Source organism: Micromonospora sp. WMMD961 (assembly GCF_029626145.1).
Classification (GTDB): Bacteria; Actinomycetota; Actinomycetes; order Mycobacteriales; family Micromonosporaceae; genus Micromonospora.
In genome coordinates this window covers 4,480,267-4,499,200 of record NZ_JARUBJ010000002.1, presented here as the reverse complement: position 1 = coordinate 4,499,200, position 18,934 = coordinate 4,480,267, and the positions used below count along the sequence as shown (strand labels likewise).

At 68.7% G+C, this 18,934-nt stretch carries 17 protein-coding genes; 4 read left to right on the top strand and 13 right to left on the bottom strand.

The genetic code is table 11. From position 1 onward, the window contains the following. Nucleotides 1-54: 54 nt before the first annotated feature. Complete coding sequence (locus O7614_RS20380) at nt 55-1,380, bottom strand: glycoside hydrolase family 18 protein (protein WP_278140070.1); 1,326 nt, start codon at nt 1,378-1,380, stop codon at nt 55-57. Nucleotides 1,381-1,525: 145 nt separating this feature from the next. Here O7614_RS20380 and O7614_RS20375 point away from each other — a divergent pair, with 145 nt between their 5' ends. Next, the gene (locus O7614_RS20375) at nt 1,526-2,410 is read left to right on the top strand and encodes a bile acid:sodium symporter family protein (protein ID WP_278140069.1); all 885 of its coding nucleotides are present in this window, start codon (nt 1,526-1,528) and stop codon (nt 2,408-2,410) included. A gap of 71 nt (nt 2,411-2,481) precedes the next feature. Here O7614_RS20375 and O7614_RS20370 read toward each other — a convergent pair whose 3' ends face one another. The 5 genes from O7614_RS20370 to O7614_RS20350 all read right to left on the bottom strand — a co-directional run bounded on the left by O7614_RS20370 (nt 2,482) and on the right by O7614_RS20350 (nt 6,378). Then, the gene (locus tag O7614_RS20370; protein WP_278140068.1) at nt 2,482-3,147 is read right to left on the bottom strand and encodes a hypothetical protein; all 666 of its coding nucleotides are present in this window, start codon (nt 3,145-3,147) and stop codon (nt 2,482-2,484) included. Then, nucleotides 3,137-4,417 (bottom strand): hypothetical protein, encoded by a 1,281-nt coding sequence (locus tag O7614_RS20365; RefSeq protein ID WP_278140067.1) that lies wholly within the window; start codon nt 4,415-4,417, stop codon nt 3,137-3,139. Before O7614_RS20365 ends, O7614_RS20370 begins: the two co-directional genes overlap by 11 nt. Continuing rightward, entirely contained in the window at nt 4,414-5,157 is a 744-nt protein-coding gene (locus tag O7614_RS20360) for an ATP-binding cassette domain-containing protein (RefSeq protein WP_278140066.1), read from the bottom strand. The genes O7614_RS20365 and O7614_RS20360 overlap by 4 nt, the downstream gene beginning before the upstream one ends. A 115-nt stretch (nt 5,158-5,272) precedes the next feature. After that, nucleotides 5,273-5,566, bottom strand: coding sequence for a hypothetical protein (locus O7614_RS20355; RefSeq protein WP_278140065.1), 294 nt, complete (start codon nt 5,564-5,566; stop codon nt 5,273-5,275). 392 nt (nt 5,567-5,958) lie between these two features. Next, the gene (locus O7614_RS20350) at nt 5,959-6,378 is read right to left on the bottom strand and encodes a PPOX class F420-dependent oxidoreductase (protein WP_278140064.1); all 420 of its coding nucleotides are present in this window, start codon (nt 6,376-6,378) and stop codon (nt 5,959-5,961) included. A 717-nt stretch (nt 6,379-7,095) separates the two neighbouring features. Between O7614_RS20350 and O7614_RS20345 the strand changes: the two genes are divergently transcribed. From O7614_RS20345 to O7614_RS20335, 3 genes are all read left to right on the top strand, one after another. After that, a complete protein-coding gene (locus O7614_RS20345) occupies nt 7,096-7,431 on the top strand; it encodes a hypothetical protein (RefSeq protein WP_278140063.1) in 336 nt (111 codons plus the stop codon). Between the two features lie 120 nt (nt 7,432-7,551). After that, the gene (locus O7614_RS20340; protein WP_278140062.1) at nt 7,552-8,466 is read left to right on the top strand and encodes an NAD(P)-dependent oxidoreductase; all 915 of its coding nucleotides are present in this window, start codon (nt 7,552-7,554) and stop codon (nt 8,464-8,466) included. 145 nt (nt 8,467-8,611) lie between these two features. Next, nucleotides 8,612-10,558, top strand: a complete 1,947-nt coding sequence (locus O7614_RS20335) for a S8 family serine peptidase (protein WP_278140061.1) — start codon at nt 8,612-8,614, stop codon at nt 10,556-10,558. 37 nt (nt 10,559-10,595) lie between these two features. Here the strand turns inward: O7614_RS20335 and O7614_RS20330 are convergent, their stop codons facing one another. The 7 genes from O7614_RS20330 to O7614_RS20300 all read right to left on the bottom strand — a co-directional run bounded on the left by O7614_RS20330 (nt 10,596) and on the right by O7614_RS20300 (nt 18,621). Next, entirely contained in the window at nt 10,596-11,531 is a 936-nt protein-coding gene (locus O7614_RS20330) for a hypothetical protein (protein ID WP_278140060.1), read from the bottom strand. Nucleotides 11,532-11,584: 53 nt separating this feature from the next. Beyond that, the gene (locus O7614_RS20325; protein WP_278140059.1) at nt 11,585-12,688 is read right to left on the bottom strand and encodes a glycoside hydrolase family protein; all 1,104 of its coding nucleotides are present in this window, start codon (nt 12,686-12,688) and stop codon (nt 11,585-11,587) included. Between the two features lie 151 nt (nt 12,689-12,839). Further along, nucleotides 12,840-13,682 (bottom strand): carbohydrate ABC transporter permease, encoded by an 843-nt coding sequence (locus tag O7614_RS20320; RefSeq protein ID WP_278140058.1) that lies wholly within the window; start codon nt 13,680-13,682, stop codon nt 12,840-12,842. Beyond that, nucleotides 13,672-14,637 carry a sugar ABC transporter permease gene (locus O7614_RS20315; RefSeq protein WP_278140057.1) on the bottom strand — a complete coding sequence of 322 codons (966 nt, stop codon included), beginning with the start codon at nt 14,635-14,637 and terminating at the stop codon, nt 13,672-13,674. The genes O7614_RS20320 and O7614_RS20315 overlap by 11 nt, the downstream gene beginning before the upstream one ends. A 10-nt stretch (nt 14,638-14,647) precedes the next feature. Next, entirely contained in the window at nt 14,648-15,922 is a 1,275-nt protein-coding gene (locus O7614_RS20310) for a sugar ABC transporter substrate-binding protein (RefSeq protein ID WP_278140056.1), read from the bottom strand. Between the two features lie 12 nt (nt 15,923-15,934). Then, the gene (locus O7614_RS20305) at nt 15,935-17,560 is read right to left on the bottom strand and encodes an FAD-dependent oxidoreductase (RefSeq protein WP_278142315.1); all 1,626 of its coding nucleotides are present in this window, start codon (nt 17,558-17,560) and stop codon (nt 15,935-15,937) included. 20 nt (nt 17,561-17,580) lie between these two features. Then, the gene (locus O7614_RS20300) at nt 17,581-18,621 is read right to left on the bottom strand and encodes a LacI family DNA-binding transcriptional regulator (protein ID WP_278140055.1); all 1,041 of its coding nucleotides are present in this window, start codon (nt 18,619-18,621) and stop codon (nt 17,581-17,583) included. Between the last annotated feature and the right edge of the window lie 313 nt (nt 18,622-18,934).

Sequence of the window (18,934 nt, the reverse complement as noted above, 5' to 3'; positions counted from 1 at the left end):
CCCGTCGTCGACCGAACGATCGGTCGACGACGGGCCGGGTCGAGGGGAGTACGGCTACCAGGTGGTCAGGCCGAGGTCGATCGTCCTGGTCAGCGTGGCGTTGTCGTCGTCGCCGTCGAGCGACCAGATCATCGCACCGGCCAGACCGGCCCGTCGGATGTAGAGCGTCTTCTGCAACAGGACAGCCGGGTCGTCGTACGTCCACAACGTCGTACCGTCGAACAGCCAGGCGTGCCCGGCGCGCAGGTCGCGGTGCACTGTGTAGCCGTTAGCGGCCAGGGTCTTGAGCAACTTGTAGTCCTCGTACCCGGCCTCGAAGGTGGCCGGCGCGGGCCCGGTGGCCGGCTGGAACAGGCCGTTGCCGCCGCCGGTGATGCCGGTCCAGCCGCGACCGTAGTAGGGGATGCCGAGCACCAGCTTGTTGCGGGGCGCGCCACGGTCGATCCACCCGTCGATGGCCACCTCGACGGAGAAGTCCGGGTTGTCCGGGGCACCCGCGGGGACACGGAGCGCCGACTGCTGGTTGGCCCGCGCGTCCCAGCCGCCGTGGAAGTCGTACCCCTGCACGGTGGCGAAGTCCAGGTACTTGAAGATCTTGCGACCCTCGTAGCCGGCGTCCATGGTGGCGGGGCTGGCCGGCAGGAACGCGGTCAGCGGGTGGTGGGCACGGGTCGTGCGTCCGTACGCGTCGAGTTGCCGGCGGAACTCGGCGAGCAGTTTGGTGAAGTTCTCCCGGTCCTCCGGGCGGATGACGTTGCCGGGCTCGCCCTCCGAGCCGGGCCACTCCCAGTCGAGGTCGATGCCGTCGAAGACACCGGCCCCGGCACCGGGGCTGCCAGGGAGATTGCCCTTCAGGTACAGGTCGATGCAGGACGCGACGAACGCCTTGCGGGAGGCGTCGGTGCGGGCGGCGTTCGAGAAGTACGTCGACCAGCTCCAGCCGCCGAGCGAGATCAGCACCTGGAGATCGCGGTGCTTGGCCTTCAACTTGGCGAGCTGGTTGAAGTTGCCGTTGAGCGCCTGGCCCGGGGCGTCCGCGACGCCGTCCACGCTCTCCTCGGCCGGAACGGGGCGCTGGTAGTCGGCCCAGGCGTCGCCCTCTCCGGGCCCACCGTCCACGTAGCAGCGGCCGTCCTCGCTGACGTTGCCGAAGGCGTAGTTGAGGTGGGTGAGGCGGCTCGCCGCCCCGGAGGTGTCGAGCTTCTTCACCGGGAACGCCCGGCCGTAGATGCCCCACTGGGTGAAGTAGCCGACCCGGTGGTAGCCGGCGCGGTGCTGCTTGTTGTCGCCCGCGCTCGCGGCGGTGGGCGGGGCTGCCGTGATCAGCAGGGCCGCCAGGGCGACGACGGCGGTGAGACGGCGGTGGCGGAATGGTCGCATCGGCACACTCCTACGAGGTGTCAAGCAGAATAGTAAAGAGACTTATCTGATTGATGAAGTTAAGCCGATCACCGTCCACGGTCAAGAGCCGTCCAGCCACATGGGGGATTGTGACGGCGTTACCCGGTGGTAACGATGTTGTGCCATGGACTCCGCCTTGACTCTGATCGGACTGCCCATCGCCCTCGGCGTCATCATGCTCGGTCTGGGTCTCGGACTGACCATCGCGGATTTCCGCCGGGTGGCCCAGCACCCGCGAGCCGCCGTCATCGCCCTGGTGTGTCAGGTGCTGGTGCTGCCGGCGATCTGCTTCTGCCTCGTCCTCGCGTTCGACCTGGCGCCGGAGTTGGCCGTCGGCATGATGCTGCTGGCCGCCTCGCCCGGCGGCACCACAGCCAACCTCTACAGCCACCTGTTCGGTGGGCACGTGGCCCTGAACATCACCCTCACCGCCATCAACTCGGTGCTCGCCGTGTTCACACTGCCGATCCTGGTCAACCTGTCGGCGGCGTACTTCCTGCCCGACGGCCGGAGCCTCGGGTTGCAGTTCGACAAGGTGGTGCAGGTCTTCGCCATCGTGCTCGTCCCGGTCGCGATCGGCATGCTGATCCGCGCCCGGGCGCCACACGTCGCCGAGCGCCTGAACCGCCCGGTCCGGATCCTCTCCGTCGTGGTGCTCGTCGCCGTCATCGCCGGGGCGGTGCTCGGCGAACGGGAGAACATCGCCGACTACTTCGTCGCGGTGGGCCTGGCGGTGCTCGCGTTCAACCTGCTGAGCCTCGCCATCGGGTACGGGGTGCCGCGACTCGCCGGAGTCGACCGGAGCGCCGCGACGGCCGCCGGATTCGAGATCGGCATCCACAACAGCACGCTGGCCATCACCATCGCGCTCAGCCCGGCGCTGCTCGACAGCACCCAGATGGCGATCCCCGGAGCCGTCTACGGCATCGTCATGTTCTTCACCGCGGCGGCCTTCGGCTACCTGGTGACCCGCGTGCGCACCCGGTCCGCCGCGACGTCGACGCCCTGACGGGCGTGGTGCTGGCCCGGTTCGGCCCGCGGTGAACCGGCCGGCCGCTCAGCCGATCTGGCTGCTGCCCGTCAGTGAGCCCCAGCCTGGGACGTACGAGCGCGTCGGAAACGGTGGATCCGCCAGGGCGACAGGTTGTACGCCGCCACGCCTGCCGTGAACAGCCCGACGGCGAGCAGTGTGCTCGGCAGATGTCCGATCGGTTGGGCGGTGAACTCCCACCAGTGGAAGTCCCCCGAGCTGCTGCTGTGGCCCCAGTAGAGCAGCACGCACAGGGTCGCCCAGGGCAGGATCCATGAGTAGGTCCAACCGAGCACCCGACCCGAGATGAGTGCCAGGCCGAACCAGGCCAGCAGCGCGCGAGCGATCAGGGGTGTCACCGCCGCATCGACGCCCACCGCCGCGGCCGTGAGGATGCAGCCGCTGGAGATCGCGAACACACCGCACAGTACGAGGCTGCGCAGGCGGTGGAAGGACGAGCCGCCCGTTGCTTCGAGTGCCTCCAGAGGGCTGGACAGGGTGAGGACCGGCAACGAGGCGGACCCCACGGCAAGTAGCCGCCAGAACTCGACCGAGGCGCCCCCGGTGTCCGTGGCGGTCGGAGTCGGCGCCTCGATCGATCCCCAGACCCCGACGACGACTCCGATCAATGCCATGGCGGGAAGCAGCCAGCGTGACTTGCGGACCAGAAGGTAGGTCGCCACCACGCGCAGATACTCCTCGCGGTCATGCCGCACGGCAGTAGCGTTCCTTCGTTTCGGCGATCAGCGTCGTCGCCCACCTGCCCTGGTCCTGATCGGACTCCTCGGCCGCCTGCTGGCGACCGGCCGACCAGGCCTTACGCAGGTAGTCCGGTGCGTCCGTCCGGTAATCCGGTGTGCCGCCGCCGACCAGTCGCCATTCCAGCCAGGCATGCAGCTGGTCCGAGCGGTACTCGGGATCCTGCTTCGCGTCGGGATCGCACTCGGCGAAGACCGCGCTCACGATCGCCGATGCCACGCCCCGCGCCAGTGCCCACTCGCTGCCCTCGGAGATGTCGAACTCCGGCGCGAACGTCCCCGGCAGTTGGACGGACGAGTAGAGGTCCGTCCACTTTTGCGAGCCGGACAGCGAGTAGTCCACCACTCGATCAGGCAGCGGCAACCGGACGGGAAGCGCCGTCACCCGGCGGTCCACGGCTTCGACCATGGGTACGTACTTCTCGTGCTCCGGCCACAGGCAGTATTCGATCTCGCCCTGTACGCACACCGGTTTCGCGACCGGGGAGCGATGGACGAGCACCGTGGTGCTCACGTGCACCGCCACGACGCCGGCCAACGCCACCAGGGCCAGCAGAGCCCGCTGCCGGAACCGGGCCGGGCGACCGGCACGCCACGGCAACGCGCAGACCGCCACAGCCAGGAGCAGCACGGCAGCCAGTCGCACGCCGATCGGGCCGAGGGAGACCTCGAACCACGGCGGCCCCGACATCACCGTCGCGTCGGTGCTGTCACCGAGCAGCGACACCGCGATGAACCAGCTGAGCGCGGCGCACACCGCGGCGATCAACGGCGCCAGCAGCCTGCCGACGAGCCAGCCCCACGCCGCCGCGAACACGATGGTGACCACGCCGAGCAGGATGTAGAGGAAGAACGATCCGAGGCCGGGTGGGAACGATCCGGCGGCGGTCGCCACGAACGCCGCCGTCGCCACGGCCAGGTACGGCACCAGCAGCCACAGCAGCGCCGCGGTGAATCGGGTCAGCTCGATGGTCAGAGGACGGATCGCAGCCGAGGCCGCCTGCTCGTACATCCCTCGTACGTCGATGGTGGCGGCGACCCAGGCGGTGACGCCAGCGGCGAAGATGCTCAGGAAGAAGGCGCTCAGCTGGGCGGCCGCGCCTGCCTCGGGCCAGATCCCGATCCAGTAACGGCTGCGCCCGAAGAGGATGGCCACACCGAGCAGGCCGAGTGGAACGACACCCCAGCGGGCGACGCTGGACTTCACGTGCAGCCAGAGCGGGCTCACCGGCTGCGCTCCTCGGTCGGAAGGAGACTCATGTAGGCGCGCTCGAGGGGAGTGTGACCCGGCATGGCCGCGTCATCCAACGCCTTCAGCTCATCTGTCGCGCCGTCGAAGCGGATCTCGCCGCCGTGCATGATCACCACTCGGTCGCAGACCGCGTCGACATCGTCGATGAGATGGGTGCTGAGGAGCACAGTGGTGCCGGTCAGGCCGGCGATGATGTCCCGGAACCGCAGCCGCTGCTGAGGGTCGAGGCCCACAGTGGGCTCGTCCAGCAGCACAGTCGAGGGCTGACCCACGATGGCCCAGGCGATGGCCGCCCGCTGGCGCATCCCGCCCGACAGTCGGCCCATCTTCTGCCCGGCCTCGGCGGTGAGCCCGACGTGTGCGAGCGCGGCCGCCGAGGCCGGTTCCCAATCGGCCGGGGAAAGACCACGAAGCCACGCGCCGTACCGCACGAAATCCCGGACTCGTACACCCGGCTCGAACCCGAATCGCTGGGGCAGGAAGCCGATCTGACGCCTGGCCCTCCTCGCATCGGCCTCCGAGCGCACCTCGCGTCCACCGATCACTAGGCTGCCATCGATGGGTGGTTGTACCGTCGCGAGTGTCCGCAGAAGGGTGGTCTTGCCCGCGCCGTTGGGCCCCAGCAGGGCGGTAACCCCGGGACGGACTTCGATGTCGAGGCCCCGGAACACCGTATGGCGTCCGTAGCCTTGGCTGAGCTGTTTGCCGAGGAGCAAGGCGTACCCTTCGTGCTTGCGGCTGACCGCGAGGCCGTGGTTCGGGTTGGCCGGAGCCGCCCCAAAGGGGCGGCCCCGGTCAATGCGTTCAATCAGTGGAGCCTACGTCAACGATTTACCAGTAAACGGTGTTGGCGCTGTGGATCCCGTACTGGCAGTCGGAACCGTCGTGGCTCGTCTTGTCGCCCTTGAAGCGGTACTTCGTCAACGACTTGTCAGGGATCTGCGGTGCGGTGCAGTCCGCAGTCGTCTTGTAATTACCCTCGTACGCGGCACCACTGCTGTTGCATTCCTGGTTCCAGTCCCGGGTGAAGTAGATCCCGTAGCAGTTGTGCACCTTGTTGCCGGTGCTCGCACCGGAAGCGGGGCTCACCAGTACGAACCCCGCAGCGCCGGCCAGGCCGAGCACTAATCCGGCCTGCGCAATTCCACGCAGTGTCAGCTTTCGATTAGACAAAAGAATCCTCCCGTGGGGTGATACTACCGACAGCGCCTGTCACCTGTATCGGGGCGTCCCCCGTCGCCGTGAATGTCGCATAACGAACTCAGCGGCCCTGGCGCTGGGTGGACGCTATCACGATCATTGATGTGTGCGCTGTCCCTCATCCGCAGGGCACGGCCCTGCTGATGGAGCGCCACCTAGTCCAGCGTGCCACTGTGGACTGAATGCCCGTTAATGTCCGGCGTGGATGTGGAGGCGCTCGTCGGCATGTGCTGCTGGTGCCCTGACCACGAACGACGCGAGCCCCGGGGCATCGATCTGACCGGCACGTGGGGCCCCGCCCGGACAACCTGACGGCGTCAGCCGACCTGGCTGTTGTCCTTCAGTGAGCCCCAGCCGTGCCAGCGGTCGATCTCGATCAGGGCACTGACCCGGCCACGATCACGCCGGGGGTACGCGTTGCCGGTGTAGTGCTTGGCCAACCGGTCGATGTCCGTGAAGTCCTCGTCGGCGCGCAGCTCGGCGACGTGCCCGATGATGCTCACGTGGGTGTACCAGCCGGCCTCGTCCAGGACGGTGAGCGACACCCGCGGGTCGTTGCGGACGTGCTCCAACCGACGACGGCTCTCGTCCATGTTCACCAGGATCCGGCCGTCTTCCCACAGGTACCAGGTGGCGGCGGACACCGGCTGACCACCGTTGCGAAGCGTGGTCATGACGGCCGGGTTCGGCTTGCGCAGCATCTCGACCGCGGCCTCGGGAAGCGGTGGCTTGGACATGAAGTCTCCTTCTGGCGTGAACGTGTACCCCTGCACGTTACGCAGCTGTTTACCCGCTCGCTTCCAGTTCGTACCCGTGTGGCGGTGACGGCTGGGGCGTCCGGGGCTGTGGACCTGGCGGTAGTGCGGGTGGACGGAACGCACCCTCACCGCGCGCCTCCGGCCGCCCGAACGTACAACTTGATAAGTTCAATTCGCTAGCGACAGCCTGTGACAAGTTTCGCTCGTCAATACCGGAAATCGTCAGAGGAGGCGGCGTGGTCGGAAGAGGTCGGCCAAGTCGTGCCACCGTCTACCTGCGTCTCGATCAGGCGTTGGGCGAGTTGAACCAGCGCCTCGGTGGTCTCCCCAGCCCAAAGGAAGCTCAGACGATCTGGGAGGACATCTGGCACCAGGAGGCCCACCATTCCACCGCTCTGGAGGGCAACACGCTGGTGCTGCGTGAGGTGCAGGCGCTACTGGAGCAAGGACGCGCCGTCGGTTCGAAGCCGTTGAAGGAGTACAACGAGGTCCGTGGCTACGCTGACGCTGCTCGGTGGGTCTACAGTCAGGCAATTGAGCCCGACGGATGGCACGATGGTCGTCTGGTCAGCGTCACAGAAGTCCGCCAAGTTCATCGCACCGCCATGACTCCCGTCTGGGACGTTCATCGACGGAAACGGGCGTGCCGGGCGGCTGTTACTCAACCTGGTCCTCGTCCGCCTCGGCTACCCGCCCGTGATCATCTTCAAGCGCCAGCGTGACGCCTACCTTGCCGCGCTGCAGAAGGCGGACGCCGGAGATTACGGTGCGCTGGGAGAGTTGGTTGCTCGTGCGATGTACGACAACCTGAACCGCTTCATCGTGCCGAACGTCGCCGGTCCAGCGCGCCTCGTGCCGCTCGCGGCCTTGGTGACAGCGGAGTTCAGCCTTGCCGCGCTCCGACAAGCTTCGCAGCGCGGGCGTCTCGACGCGGTGCAAGGATCGGACGGCATTTGGCGAAGTTCCCGCAAGGCGGTCGAGGCGTACCGGGCGACGAGGAACCAGAGGCGGTACCGCGCTGAAGGAAGCTGATCCGTTTGTGGCGCTCCCGTGCTCGGTGACGTGGACGCCGCGTGGGCGTTTCGAACGGATCGTCGCGAAGGAGGCGGTACCGCCTTCAGGGCGCAGCTCGACGCCGGAGAGGATGTGGTCATGAGCACCCCCGCACTGCCCAGGCGTGTCGTCGTCACCGGCGCCACCGGCAAGCTCGGTCGCGCCGTCGTCACCCACCTACGCGCGGTCGGCGTCGACGTGCTGGCGGTGGACCGCGCCGGTGGCCGCGACCCCCGCGACGTGGACGGCGAGTTCCTGCTGGTCGACCTGACCGACTACGGGCAGGTGGTGGAGGCGTTCACCGGGGGCGCCGACGAACACGCGGGTGGGGTCGACGCGATCGTGCACCTGGCGGCGGTCCCGGCCCCCGGGCTGATGTCGAACGCGACCACGTTCGCCAACAACTCGGCCGCCACGTACAACGTGTTCGCCGCCGCCCGGGCGGCCGGGATCAAACGGGTCGTCTGGGCGTCCAGCGAGACGGTGCTCGGGCTGCCGTTCGACACCCCGCCGCCGTACGCGCCGGTCGACGAGGAGTACGCGCCGCGCCCCGAGTCGACGTACTCCCTGAACAAGGCACTGGAAGAGGAGATGGCCCGGCACTTCTGCCGCTGGGACCCGGAGCTGGTCATGGTGGGGCTGCGCTTCTCCAACGTGATGGACGTCGAGGACTACGCCCCGTTCCCCTCGTTCGACGCCGACCCTCAGCTGCGCCGGTGGAACCTGTGGGGCTACATCGACGCCCGCGACGGCGCGCAGGCGGTCGAGAGGGCACTCGCCCACGACCAGCCCGGCGCCGACGTTTTCGTCATCGCCAACGCCGACACCGTGATGAGCAGGTCCAGCGCCAGCCTGATGGCCGAGGTCTACCCGGGTGTCGAGATCCGGAAGGACCTCGGCGAGCACGAGACCCTGCTCAGCATCGACAAGGCGCGACGGGTGCTCGGTTACGAGCCGCAGCACTCCTGGCGAGACCACGTCGACCAGGCGTCGGTCGGGGACGGGAGTTCATAAACAGTTTTGACGTTACGAAACATCGATAGCTGTTAACCGGGCTGTCCTCTCAGCCGCGTCTCCTCCTACCTTTCGGCGCAGCCCTCCGCATCTGGCGTCACCCGGACGCCAATCGCGGAGACGGCACCCTTGGAGGAGATCGCCCGTGTTGCACCGACTCCCAGCCGCCGGCCTCACGCTCGTTCTGGCGCTGGCCGGAGCCCTCGCCGTCGGTGGCCCGGCCCAGGCCGAGCCGACCGGCACCATCAGGTACGCGGACAGCCCGAACGCGGTGCCCGACCGCTACATCGTCACGCTGAGGTCCACGTCGTTGGCGGGCACCGCCGTCGACACCAAGGCCCGCGAGTTGACCGGCCGTTTCGGCGGCCAGACCCGGCACGTGTACGCGTCGGCCCTGCCCGGCTTCTCGGCGGCCATGTCCGCGAAACAGGCGCAACGGCTGGCCGCCGACCCGTCCGTCGCGTCGGTCGAGCAGGTGCAGCGGATCGGCGTACTGGACACCCAGACCAACCCGCCGAACTGGGGTGACGACCGGATCGACCAGCGCAACCTGCCGTTGAACCAGACCTTCACCTACCCGGCCAACCCGGGCCAGGGGGTCACCGTCTACGTCCTCGACACCGGCATCAACGCCAACCACAACGAGTTCACCGGCCGGGTGCTGCAGGGCACTGACATGGTGGACAACGACAGCACCCCGCAGGACTGCCACGGGCACGGCACGCACGTCGCCGGCACCGCCGTGGGTACCACGTACGGCATCGCGAAGAAGGCCGGCGTGGTCGCCGTACGGGTGCTCAACTGCCAGGGCAGCGGCACGAACGACGACCTGATCGCGGGCATCAACTGGGTACGCGCCAACGCGCAGAAGCCGGCGGTGGTCAACTACAGCATCGGCTGCGGCAGCCGGTGCACCAGCCAGGCGATGGACAGTGCCGTCACCAGCCTGATCAACTCAGGCGTCCAGTTCGTGCAGGCGGCCGGAAACTCCTCGGACGACGCCTGCTACTACAGCCCGCAGGCGGTCAGCGCCGCCATCACGGTCGGCAACAGCACCAACTCCGACGGGCGCAACAGCAGCAGCAACTACGGCTCCTGCCTGGACATCTTCGCCCCGGGCACGAGCATCGTGTCGGCGTCGTACAGCAGCAACAACGGCAGCGCCACGATGACCGGCACCTCGATGGCCTCGCCGCACACGGCTGGTGCCGCCGCGCTGTATCTGGGGGCGAACCCGACGGCGACTCCCGCCCAGGTCCGGGCCGCGTTGGTGGACAACGGCACCACCGGCAAGATCACCAGCCCGGGCAGCGGCTCACCGAACGTGCTGCTCTACACCGGGTTCATCGGTGGCACCGACCCCGGCCCCGGCAGCCCGTCGGTGACCAACCCGGGTAACCGCACCTCGGCCGTCGGCCAGGCCGTCGACGTGCAGGTGCAGGGCAGCGGCGGTACCACCCCGTACACCTGGAGCGCCTCGGGGTTGCCGGCCGGCCTCACCATCGGCGCGTCCACCGGGCGGATCACCGGCAGCGCCACCACGGCGGGCACCTCGAACGTCACGGTGACCCTCACCGACGCGGCGAGCCGGAGCGCGATGGCGACCTTCACCTGGACGGTGACCAGTGGCGGCGGTGGCTGCACGCCGGCGCAGGTCGTCGGCAACCCGGGCTTCGAGAGCGGCACCTCGCCGTGGACCGCGACGGCGAACGTGATCGGCACCTGGTCGCAGTACCCGGCGCGCTCCGGCAGCCGCAACGCCTGGCTCAACGGCGGTGGCGCGGTGCAGACCGACACCGTCTCGCAGTCGGTGACGATCCCGGCCGGATGCACCAACGCGACGCTGCGGTTCTGGATCCGGATCACCACGGCGGAGTACGAGAACCTGGCCTACGACAAGCTGACCGTCACGCTCGGCGGCACCACAGTGGGCAGCTACTCGAACCTGGACAGGACCACCGGGTACGTCGAGAAGGTCGTCAACGTCGGCCAGTTCGCCGGGCAGACCGCCACGCTGAGGTTCAACGGTGTGGAGGACTGGTCCTATCAGACCAGCTTCGTCATCGACGACGTGACGATCAGCGCGAGCTGATCGGCGGCCCGGGTGGGAGTGAGTGGCGGACGGCCGCTCACTCCCACTCCCAGCGCATGCCCACGATCCCCGGCGGGACGTCCGAGGCGATCAGGTGGGCGCCGTGGGTGGACCCGATCCACGCCTCCCACACACCCTGGTCGGGCGCGTGCAGGCCACGTCGTTCGAAGCGGTGACAGCGCGCCGGTACGGCGTCATGGTCGAACTGCACCTGGAGCACGTACTCGCTGACCGGGGTGGAGAAGCCCCGGTAGTAGTTGTCGGTGGGCAGTTGCGAGGTGCTGAGGAACTCGTACTCGATCACCACTGTGTCGCCCTGCGCGAGCATTCGGTCAAAGATGATCTCAGCGACGAGCAGGCCCGAGCCGTTCTCGTGACGGACCCGGCCGACCCGGCAGTTGCGGACCGCGTTGATTCGTGTCGAGGCGGTCAGGTCATCGGTGCGAAAGATGCCTACCGTCCGTGACACCCGGTCGGTGTTGGCCCGCAGCACCTGCCGGCAGGTCAGGCTGATCTCCTGCCGTTCGTCGCCGACGACGTAGAGGTCGTGCAGACTGAGCCGGGTCAGCTCGTGATAGAGCCATCGGTCCACCTCGGCGACCATCTTGGCGACGCTGGTGCCGTCATCGAAGAGGCGGTCGATCTCGATCGTTCCCGGTGGCTGGCTCAGCCACCGGCCCCGGGGTCGGCGCGGGCCGAGTTGGACGATCAACGACTCGGCCGGCAACGACAGGATCGCTTCGAGGAGCCGGACCGCCTTGATCGACTCTGGGCGCTCGGGGCGGCTGCGACCGCGCCGCCAGTAACTCAGGGTGGTCAAGCTGACGCTGACACCCCCCGCCGACAACTTGTCCTGGATCTCCTCCAACCGCATGCCGCGGTCCTCGATGGCGAGGTGGAGAGCCGCCGAGAACGGACCGGTACGCAGCGCGTGCGCCAGGTCCCGACCCAACTCGGTACGGGCCTTCTCCATGTCCGCTGAGTATGGTCACGTCGTCGCCGCCGCGCCAGCGGTGTCGGGTGTGCTTACCGCGCCGCCTGGTACGCGCGACCGACGGCGGTCGCCTCGCTGCCGGTGCGGAACAGCCCGGTCTGGTCCTTGTCCGTCGCGGGCAGGCCGAACCACGCGTACCGCTGTAGCCAGGACAGGCCGCCGAGCATCTTCGTCGCCGCCGTGAGGAACGCGGCCTGCTGTGCCTGGGTCGGGAAGCGGACGCCGTTGGAGAAGTCGATCAGGGCGAACTCGGTGAGCCAGATCGGCAGCCCGTACCGGTCGTGCACGGCCTGGAGGTACGACTTGAGCTGGTTGACCGCGTTGGCGGTGGTGAAATCGCCGCCGTACCAGTGCAGGGCGATGAAGTCCACGCGGTAGCCGCGCTGCTTCGCGCCCGCCATGAACCGGTCGAGCCACTCGCCCGGCCGGTCACCACCCCAGGCCACCGCCGGGCTGCCCAGCGGAAGGCCGGTGGCCTGCAACTGCGGCCACAGGTCCAGCGCCTGCTCCACGGTCATCTCCGCCTGGCCCTTGAGGTCCGGCTCGTTGAAGCCGAGCAGGTACTTGCCGTTCTGCTTGGCCTGTTGCAGATTGCTCGCGGTGACGCTCTTCGCCCCCCAGATCATCGGGACGAACTCGGTGCCCGACGGGCTGGTGACGCCCTGGTGCTTCACGTCCCAGGTGTAGTACCAACTGGCACCGGAGTTCGCCAGCGCCTGGCTGACCCCGTCGAAGGTCCACACCCCGACACCCTTGCGCTTCGAGGTCACCGCCGGGGCCGCCGGGGCGACCGGACGCCTCGTTGTCGGCTTCGCCGTCGGTGTCGCCGAGGACGTCACCGCAGTCGGGCTCGCCGTGGCGGTCGGTGGGGTAGCGGCGGGTGTGCCGAGCTCCGGGCCGGTGGGCGGCGGCGCGTCGACCGCCTGCGTCGCGGCCGGGGCGGGCGTCGGCCCGGTCGGCTGCAGCACGACGACCACCCCACTGACCAGTACGGCGACCACCGCGGCCACGACGAGCGGCCACAGCAGACGCCTCGCACCGAGCGGAAGGCGGCCGAGCATCCCGCGTCGGGGTTCCGCGTGGACGCCCCGACCGCCCCTCGCGGCGTCCGCTTCACCCTGGCCGGTTGCGCGCATCGTCTCGACTCCTTCGTGTGCTCGCATCGCTGCTCGATGCCGCGTCGGTGGGGGGATCCCGCCAACGCCCCACCTCAGGAGACTCGCCAGCCGTACCCGGATAACAGTTTCGCGGAATCCGCCGCAGTGCCGCGTGGACGCCCCAGGTCGGTCATCCCTTCAGGCCGGTGTGAGCGAGGCCCTCGATGAACTGCCGCTGCGCGATGACGAACACGACCAGGACCGGGAGCGCGGTCATCGACGCCGCCGAGAGTTGCACGTCCCACATCGGGCCGCCGTACGCGTCGACGAACTGGGTCAGCGCCTGCGGCAGCGTGAACTTCTCCGGGGTGGACAGGAAGACGATCGGTTCCAGGTACAGGTTCCAACTGTGCAGGAAGGTGAAGATCGCCACCGCGCCGAGGGCCGGGCGGGCCAGCGGCAGCGCGATCCGCCAGAAGGTCGCCAGCCGTCCCAGGCCGTCCACCCGTGCCGCCTCCTCCAACTCCCCGGGAAGGGTGACGAAGAACTGCCGCATGATGAAGGTGGCCAGCACACTGGGCGCGCCGAGCATCGGCACCAGGATCAACGGCCAGTGGGTGTCGATCAGGCCGACCGAGTTGAACATCTGGAACAGCGGCACGATGGTCACCTCGCTCGGGATCAGCAGGCCCACCAGCACCACCAGGAAGAGCGCGTGCTGCCCCCGGAACCGGATCCGAGCGAACGCGTAGCCGGCCAGCGACGAGACGGCGAGGGTGCCGATGGTGACCACCACGGCGATGTACGCGCTGTTGGCGTACTGCTGGGCGAACGGTTGCAGTTCGAACACCCGCCGGTACGCCGAGAAGCTCAGGTCGGTGGGGATCAGCGACGGGGGGAACGCGAAGATGTCACCGACCGGTTTGAACGACGAGGTGACCATCCACCAGGTCGGGAAGACGAACGGCACGGCCAGCAGGCAGATCAGCCCGTAGATCGCCACCCGGGCCCGCAACGGCAGCCTATTGTTCATGGAAGACCCACTTCCTGCGCATCCGCCACTGCACGACGGTCAGCGTCAGCACGATCAGAAACAGCAGCACCGACAGCGTCGAGCCGTAGCCGAACTGGTGGAACTGGAACGCCTGCTGGTAGAGGTAGTAGACGAGCACGGTGGTCGAGGTGCCCGGTCCGCCCTGGGTGAGCACGGCGATCTGGGCGAAGACCTGCAGTGCGCCGACCACGGTGATGATCGAGGTCAGCAGGATGGTCGGGCTGATCAGCGGCACGGTGATCCGGCGGAACTGGGTCCACCGGCTCGCTCCCTCGACCCGGGCCGCCTCGTACAACTCGGCCGGGACGCCCTGCAACGCGGCCAGGAACAGCACCATGTTGAGGCCGACGTTCTTGACCACCTGGACGACGATCACCGACAGCAGGGCGGTCCACTCGCCGCGCAGCCAGTTGGGGCCGTCCAGGCCGACGGCGCCGGCCACCCCGTTGACGCCGCCGTTGTCCTGGAGCAGGAAACCCCAGACGATCGTCCAGGCGACGAGCGAGACCACCACGGGGGAGAAGAACAACGTCCGGAACACCACAGTGCCGCGTAGCCGTTGGTTGAGCAGCACGGCGAGCAGCAGGGCCAGAGCGAGGTTGAAGACGACCAGGCCGACGGAGAAGAACAGCGTGGTCCGGAGTACGCCCGGCAGCTTCGGGTCGTCGACCAACTCGCGGTAGTTGTCCGTGCCGACGAAGTCGAAGGTGTCCGCGAGCACGTTCCACTCGTGCAGGCTGTACCAGACCACCAGGCCGAGCGGCAGCAGCACGAACAGGGCCGTGCCCACCAGTTGCGGTGTCACGAAGAGCAGGCCAGCCAACTGGTCACGCCGGCGACTCGTCCACCATCCGCGTCGTCGGGGCGCCGCTGCGCCGCCCGGGGCGGGCCGGGATTCGGCCCGGCCCGCCCCGTCGTCCACGAGGACCGGCATCGCTGATCCTCTACTTCGCCAACAGCGGGTTGATCGCCGAGCAGACCCCGTCCAGGACGGCCCGCACGTCCGCGTCGGGCTTCCACATCGGGTCCAGCGCCGACCGTACGGCCTGGCTCAGCTCGGCCTGCCCGGTGTGGTTGGGCTTCACCACCCCGTTGGCGATCCCGTCGATGACCACGCTCTGCAACTGCTCCGGCTTGAGCAGGGGATTGGTCTTGGCCAGCGTCGCGGCGGTCAGCAGCGGGGTACGCGGCGGCGGGAAGAACTGCGCCAGCTTGGCGGAGTTGGCGGGGTTGGTGAGGAAGGCCAGGAAGTCGGCGGCGACGTCGGCGTGCTTGCCCTTCTTCAACACACCCATGCCACCCTGGCCGATCACCGAGTAGCCACCCTTCGGGCCGGCCGGCAGCGGCACCAGATCCCAGCCGAACTTCTGCTTCTCCAACAGCGAGGCCCGGGAGATCTGGGTGATCGTCATGCCGGCCTCGCCGGCGAAGAAGTCGGCCGAGGTACCCGGGCCGGGCAGCGCCTTGGCCGTGAAGATCGCCTTGTGCAGGAAGGTCATCGCGTCGACCATCTCGCTGGCGTTGAAGCCGCAGGTCTTCCCGTCCGCGCTCCACGCCTGGGCACCCCAACCGGTCCAGATCGTGGAGAGGTTGTCCCAGCCCTTGTAGTCGAAGTCCCGTACCACCAGGCCCGCCTTGCCGGTCCTGGTCGCCACCGCCGAGGCCGTGGTCACAGCGTTCTCCCAGGTCCAGGAGTTGGCGGCGATCAGTTCGGCTGGGCTCTTCGCACCGGCGGCCTTGACCAGGTCGGTGTTGACGAAGATGCCGAACGGAGAGGTGGAGAAGGGATAGCCGTAGAGCTTCCCGTCGGACTGCCACAACTTTGTCGCGGCCGGCGCCAACTCGTCGTAGGCGTAGCCGTCGGTCTTGCGCAGGGTCTCGTCAAGCGGCAGCAGCGCGCCGGAGGAGACGAAGTCCGGTGCCGCGTTCTCCAGGACCCAGGCCAGGTCGGGCGGGTTGCCGCCGGCGATCTGGGTGGTCAACGTCGTGGTGTAGCTCTCGAACGGGATCGGGTCGAACGTGATCTCCGCGACGTTGGGGTGGCTGCTCTTGTACTCCGCGGCGATCTCGTTGAACAGCTTCAGGTGTGCCTCGTTCGCCGACCAGGTGGTCATCCGCAGCGAGACCGGGCCGTCGGAGCCGGCACTGTCGCCGCCACCGCACGCGCTCAGGCCGAGCATCGCGGCGAGCGCGACGACGGCCGTCAACCGTTTCCTCATCAGGGTTCTCCCTCAGTAGCCGGCGATGTCGGGCCAGCGCAGCTCGACGCCCTCGTCGGCGAGGCGGTTCTGGAAGTCGGCCAGCAGGCCGGGGGTGTAGCGCACCGCGCGGGGAGTGACCCGGCGGGCCAGGCAGAAGTCCGCGAGCAGGCCGGCGACCTCGCCGACGTTCCACTCCACGGGGTGCAGGCGGTACGAACCGTTGGTGATGTGGGTGGTGCCGATGTTCTTCCCGGCGGGCAGCAGGTTCTCCACCCGCCGGGGGATCAGGGCGCCGAGCGGGATCTCGAAGGGACACGAGGCCACGTCGACGTAGTTGTCCCCACCCGTGGACGGGTGCAGGTCGATGCGGTACATGCCGACGCCCACCGCGTCCGGGTAGCTGACCGCGCCCTTGTCGCCGCGTACGGCCAGGGAGAGGTCCTGCTCGACGACCGTGTACTCGGCGCGGATGCGCCGCGCCTCACGGATGTACGGGGCCTGGGCCAGACCGCTGTGCGTGACGTCGCCACCGGTGCTGATGCCGCCGGTGCCGGTGACGTCACCACGCAGACGCAGCCCGGGGAAGCCGGTCCCGCCGTCGGCGCGCGGTGCTTCGGTCTGCAGCCAGTAGAGCACCGACAGGGAGAGCTCGCGGGCCGCCGCGATGTGGTGGGCGGGGTCGGGCGCGTCGATCAGCGGATGCTCGAAATAGTCGATCATCGGCCAGTTGACCAGGCAGATGTCGCTGTCGTAGCTGCCCGGGAGGAAGTTGCGCCGCGCCGCGATCCGGCGGAACGTCCACAGGTTGCCGTCGCCCGGGCTCAGCCGTTGGTCGGCCATCACCAACCACGGGTCGTCGTCGGGGTTGGGGGTGAAGCTGCGCTCGGAGATCTCCAGCGTGCGCGGATTGGGGGATCGGAAGGAGAGCATCCGGTCCCCCCAGAACGGCGGCTGGTACGCCCGCCAGAAGTCGTACCGGGCCGGCCGGTCGATGGTGTGGTCACCGTCGACGTGGTCGACCGCGAAGCAGACCGAGAACGCCTGCATGTTCGTCGGCTGCGCCTCGTCCGGCGCGCTCGGCTCGCCGGTCTCGCCACGTGACTCGAAGCCGGTGACGTACTCGGTGCCGGTCAACGGCAGCAGTTCGCCGGTCTCGGTGGCGTCCAACACGTACGGTGCGACGACGTGCACCTGTTCGCCGGTGTCCCGGTGCGCCAGAGTCACCCCGGTCACCCGGTCGCCGTCGGTGTCGGCGGCCACCGGCAGGTACGGCTGGAGCAGCCGCAGCCGACCGGCGCCCCGGTACGGCGCGAGCATCGCCTCCAGCACCGCGACCGCGACCCGTGGCTCGTGACAGAGCCGGCTGACGTGTCCGGCCCCCGGGTTGAGCGTGGTGGCCTGTCGCGCCCGGTCGGTCAGCGGGTAGTAGGCGCGGTAGTAGTCCCGGATGCCGTCACGCAGCCTCCGGTAGCTGGCGGTGACACCGAACTGTTCGACCCAGGAGTGCTCGTCGGGCGGTACGGCCTGACTGGTGAGCTGGCCGCCGAGCCAGTCGAACTCCTCGGTGAGCACCACCGAACGGCCGGCGCGCAGCGCGGCGAGGGCTGCCGCGACGCCACCGAGTCCACCGCCGACGATCAGTACGTCGGCCTGCATGTCTGGCAAGAGCTGTCCTTTCACGGGGTCACCTTTGGGGGTGCGAGGGTGGCGCCGTCGACCGGTTGGCAGGGCACCAACCGCTGCGGCACCGTGTCCGGGTCCGCCTCCAGCAGCCCGGTCAGCACCTCGACGGACTGCCACCCCATCTCCCGGCGGGGGATGCGGAAGCCGGTGAAGTCGATGTCCGTGCTGGCCGGTCGGGTGGGGTCACCGAGCGCAAGGATGGACAGGTCACCCGGGATGTCCAGCCCACGTTCGCGGGCGAGTTGGGCGATGGCGACGCCGTCGGCGTACTCCTCCACCACCGCCGCGGTGACGCCTGCCGCGAGCAGGGCGTCGAGCAGTTCGGCGGGGGAGCGGTCGGTGGTCGGCAGGTGCCGGGGCGGGTGTCCGGCCTCGTCGAGCGCGGTCCGGAAGCCGCGCATCCGGTCGGCGTGCGACTCGGGGCCGGCGCCCTGGCCCAGGTACGCCAGCGCGGTGTGGCCCGCGGCCAGCGCGCGGCGTACCACGGTGGCGGTGGCGGTCGGGTAGTCGGCGCCGACGTACGGCACCGGCCCGCCCGCGTCGTCGCGGCGGCCGACCGAGACGAACGGCTGGCCCTCGGTGACCAGCCTGGTCAACTCGTCGCGGTCCAGCGATCGTCCGAGCAGGACGCAGCCGTCGGCCAGCCGGAGCCGGTTGTCGTCGTGGAAGATCCGCCGTCGGCCGCCCGACACCGGGGCGCTGGTGAGCAGCAGCAGGTCACAGCCGAGCCGCTCGGCGCACTCCTCGATGCCGACCAGGAACGGATGGTAGAAGTCGCCGGTGCCGGTCGGGAAGACCGGTTCGTAGGTGAACACGCCGAGGATGCGGTTGTGCCGGGCGGCGAGCCGGCGGGCGACCGGGTCGGCGACGTAACCGGTGGTGCGGATGGCGTGCAGGACCCGCTCCCGTGTCTCCGGGGCGATCCTGACGTTGCCGTCGTCGCGGCCGTTGAGCACCAGCGAGACGGTCGCCTGGCTGACGCCGGTCATACGGGCGATGTCGTGCTGGGTGACTCGCCTGCGCGAACCAGTCACGTTCCGTGTCCAATCGTTACCGGGGTAATACGCATTAGCGTCGGTGAGGTGAAATGGTGCGCCCACCCGAGGTTGCCGTCAAGACCCTGAGGCGAAGAAGTTCGGTTATCGAATGCCGCTCGATAATTCGTATTAGCACCTTGACGCTCGCCTGCGGACGCCGCCAGACTCGTCGATGACGACCCGGGTTTCCGGTCTGGCAGCCAGATCACTGACAGTGAAGCTGGGCGCGCCCTCGTCCGTGTCTCCCGAGCCGCCGCCGCATCGCCACCCACCACGCTCCGCGGTCGACGAGCGTCCTCTCACGATCGGA

Excerpts from the sequence above, each read along its gene's own strand:
- O7614_RS20380 (WP_278140070.1), bottom strand. The coding sequence starts at position 1,380 with ATGCGACCATTCCGCCACCGCCGTCTCACCGCCGTCGTCGCCCTGGCG.
- O7614_RS20375 (WP_278140069.1), top strand. The coding sequence starts at position 1,526 with ATGGACTCCGCCTTGACTCTGATCGGACTGCCCATCGCCCTCGGCGTC.
- O7614_RS20350 (WP_278140064.1), bottom strand. The coding sequence starts at position 6,378 with ATGTCCAAGCCACCGCTTCCCGAGGCCGCGGTCGAGATGCTGCGCAAG.
- O7614_RS20340 (WP_278140062.1), top strand. The coding sequence starts at position 7,552 with ATGAGCACCCCCGCACTGCCCAGGCGTGTCGTCGTCACCGGCGCCACC.
- O7614_RS20330 (WP_278140060.1), bottom strand. The coding sequence starts at position 11,531 with ATGGAGAAGGCCCGTACCGAGTTGGGTCGGGACCTGGCGCACGCGCTG.
- O7614_RS20325 (WP_278140059.1), bottom strand. The coding sequence starts at position 12,688 with ATGCGCGCAACCGGCCAGGGTGAAGCGGACGCCGCGAGGGGCGGTCGG.
- O7614_RS20320 (WP_278140058.1), bottom strand. The coding sequence starts at position 13,682 with ATGAACAATAGGCTGCCGTTGCGGGCCCGGGTGGCGATCTACGGGCTG.
- O7614_RS20315 (WP_278140057.1), bottom strand. The coding sequence starts at position 14,637 with ATGCCGGTCCTCGTGGACGACGGGGCGGGCCGGGCCGAATCCCGGCCC.
- O7614_RS20310 (WP_278140056.1), bottom strand. The coding sequence starts at position 15,922 with ATGAGGAAACGGTTGACGGCCGTCGTCGCGCTCGCCGCGATGCTCGGC.
- O7614_RS20305 (WP_278142315.1), bottom strand. The coding sequence starts at position 17,560 with ATGCAGGCCGACGTACTGATCGTCGGCGGTGGACTCGGTGGCGTCGCG.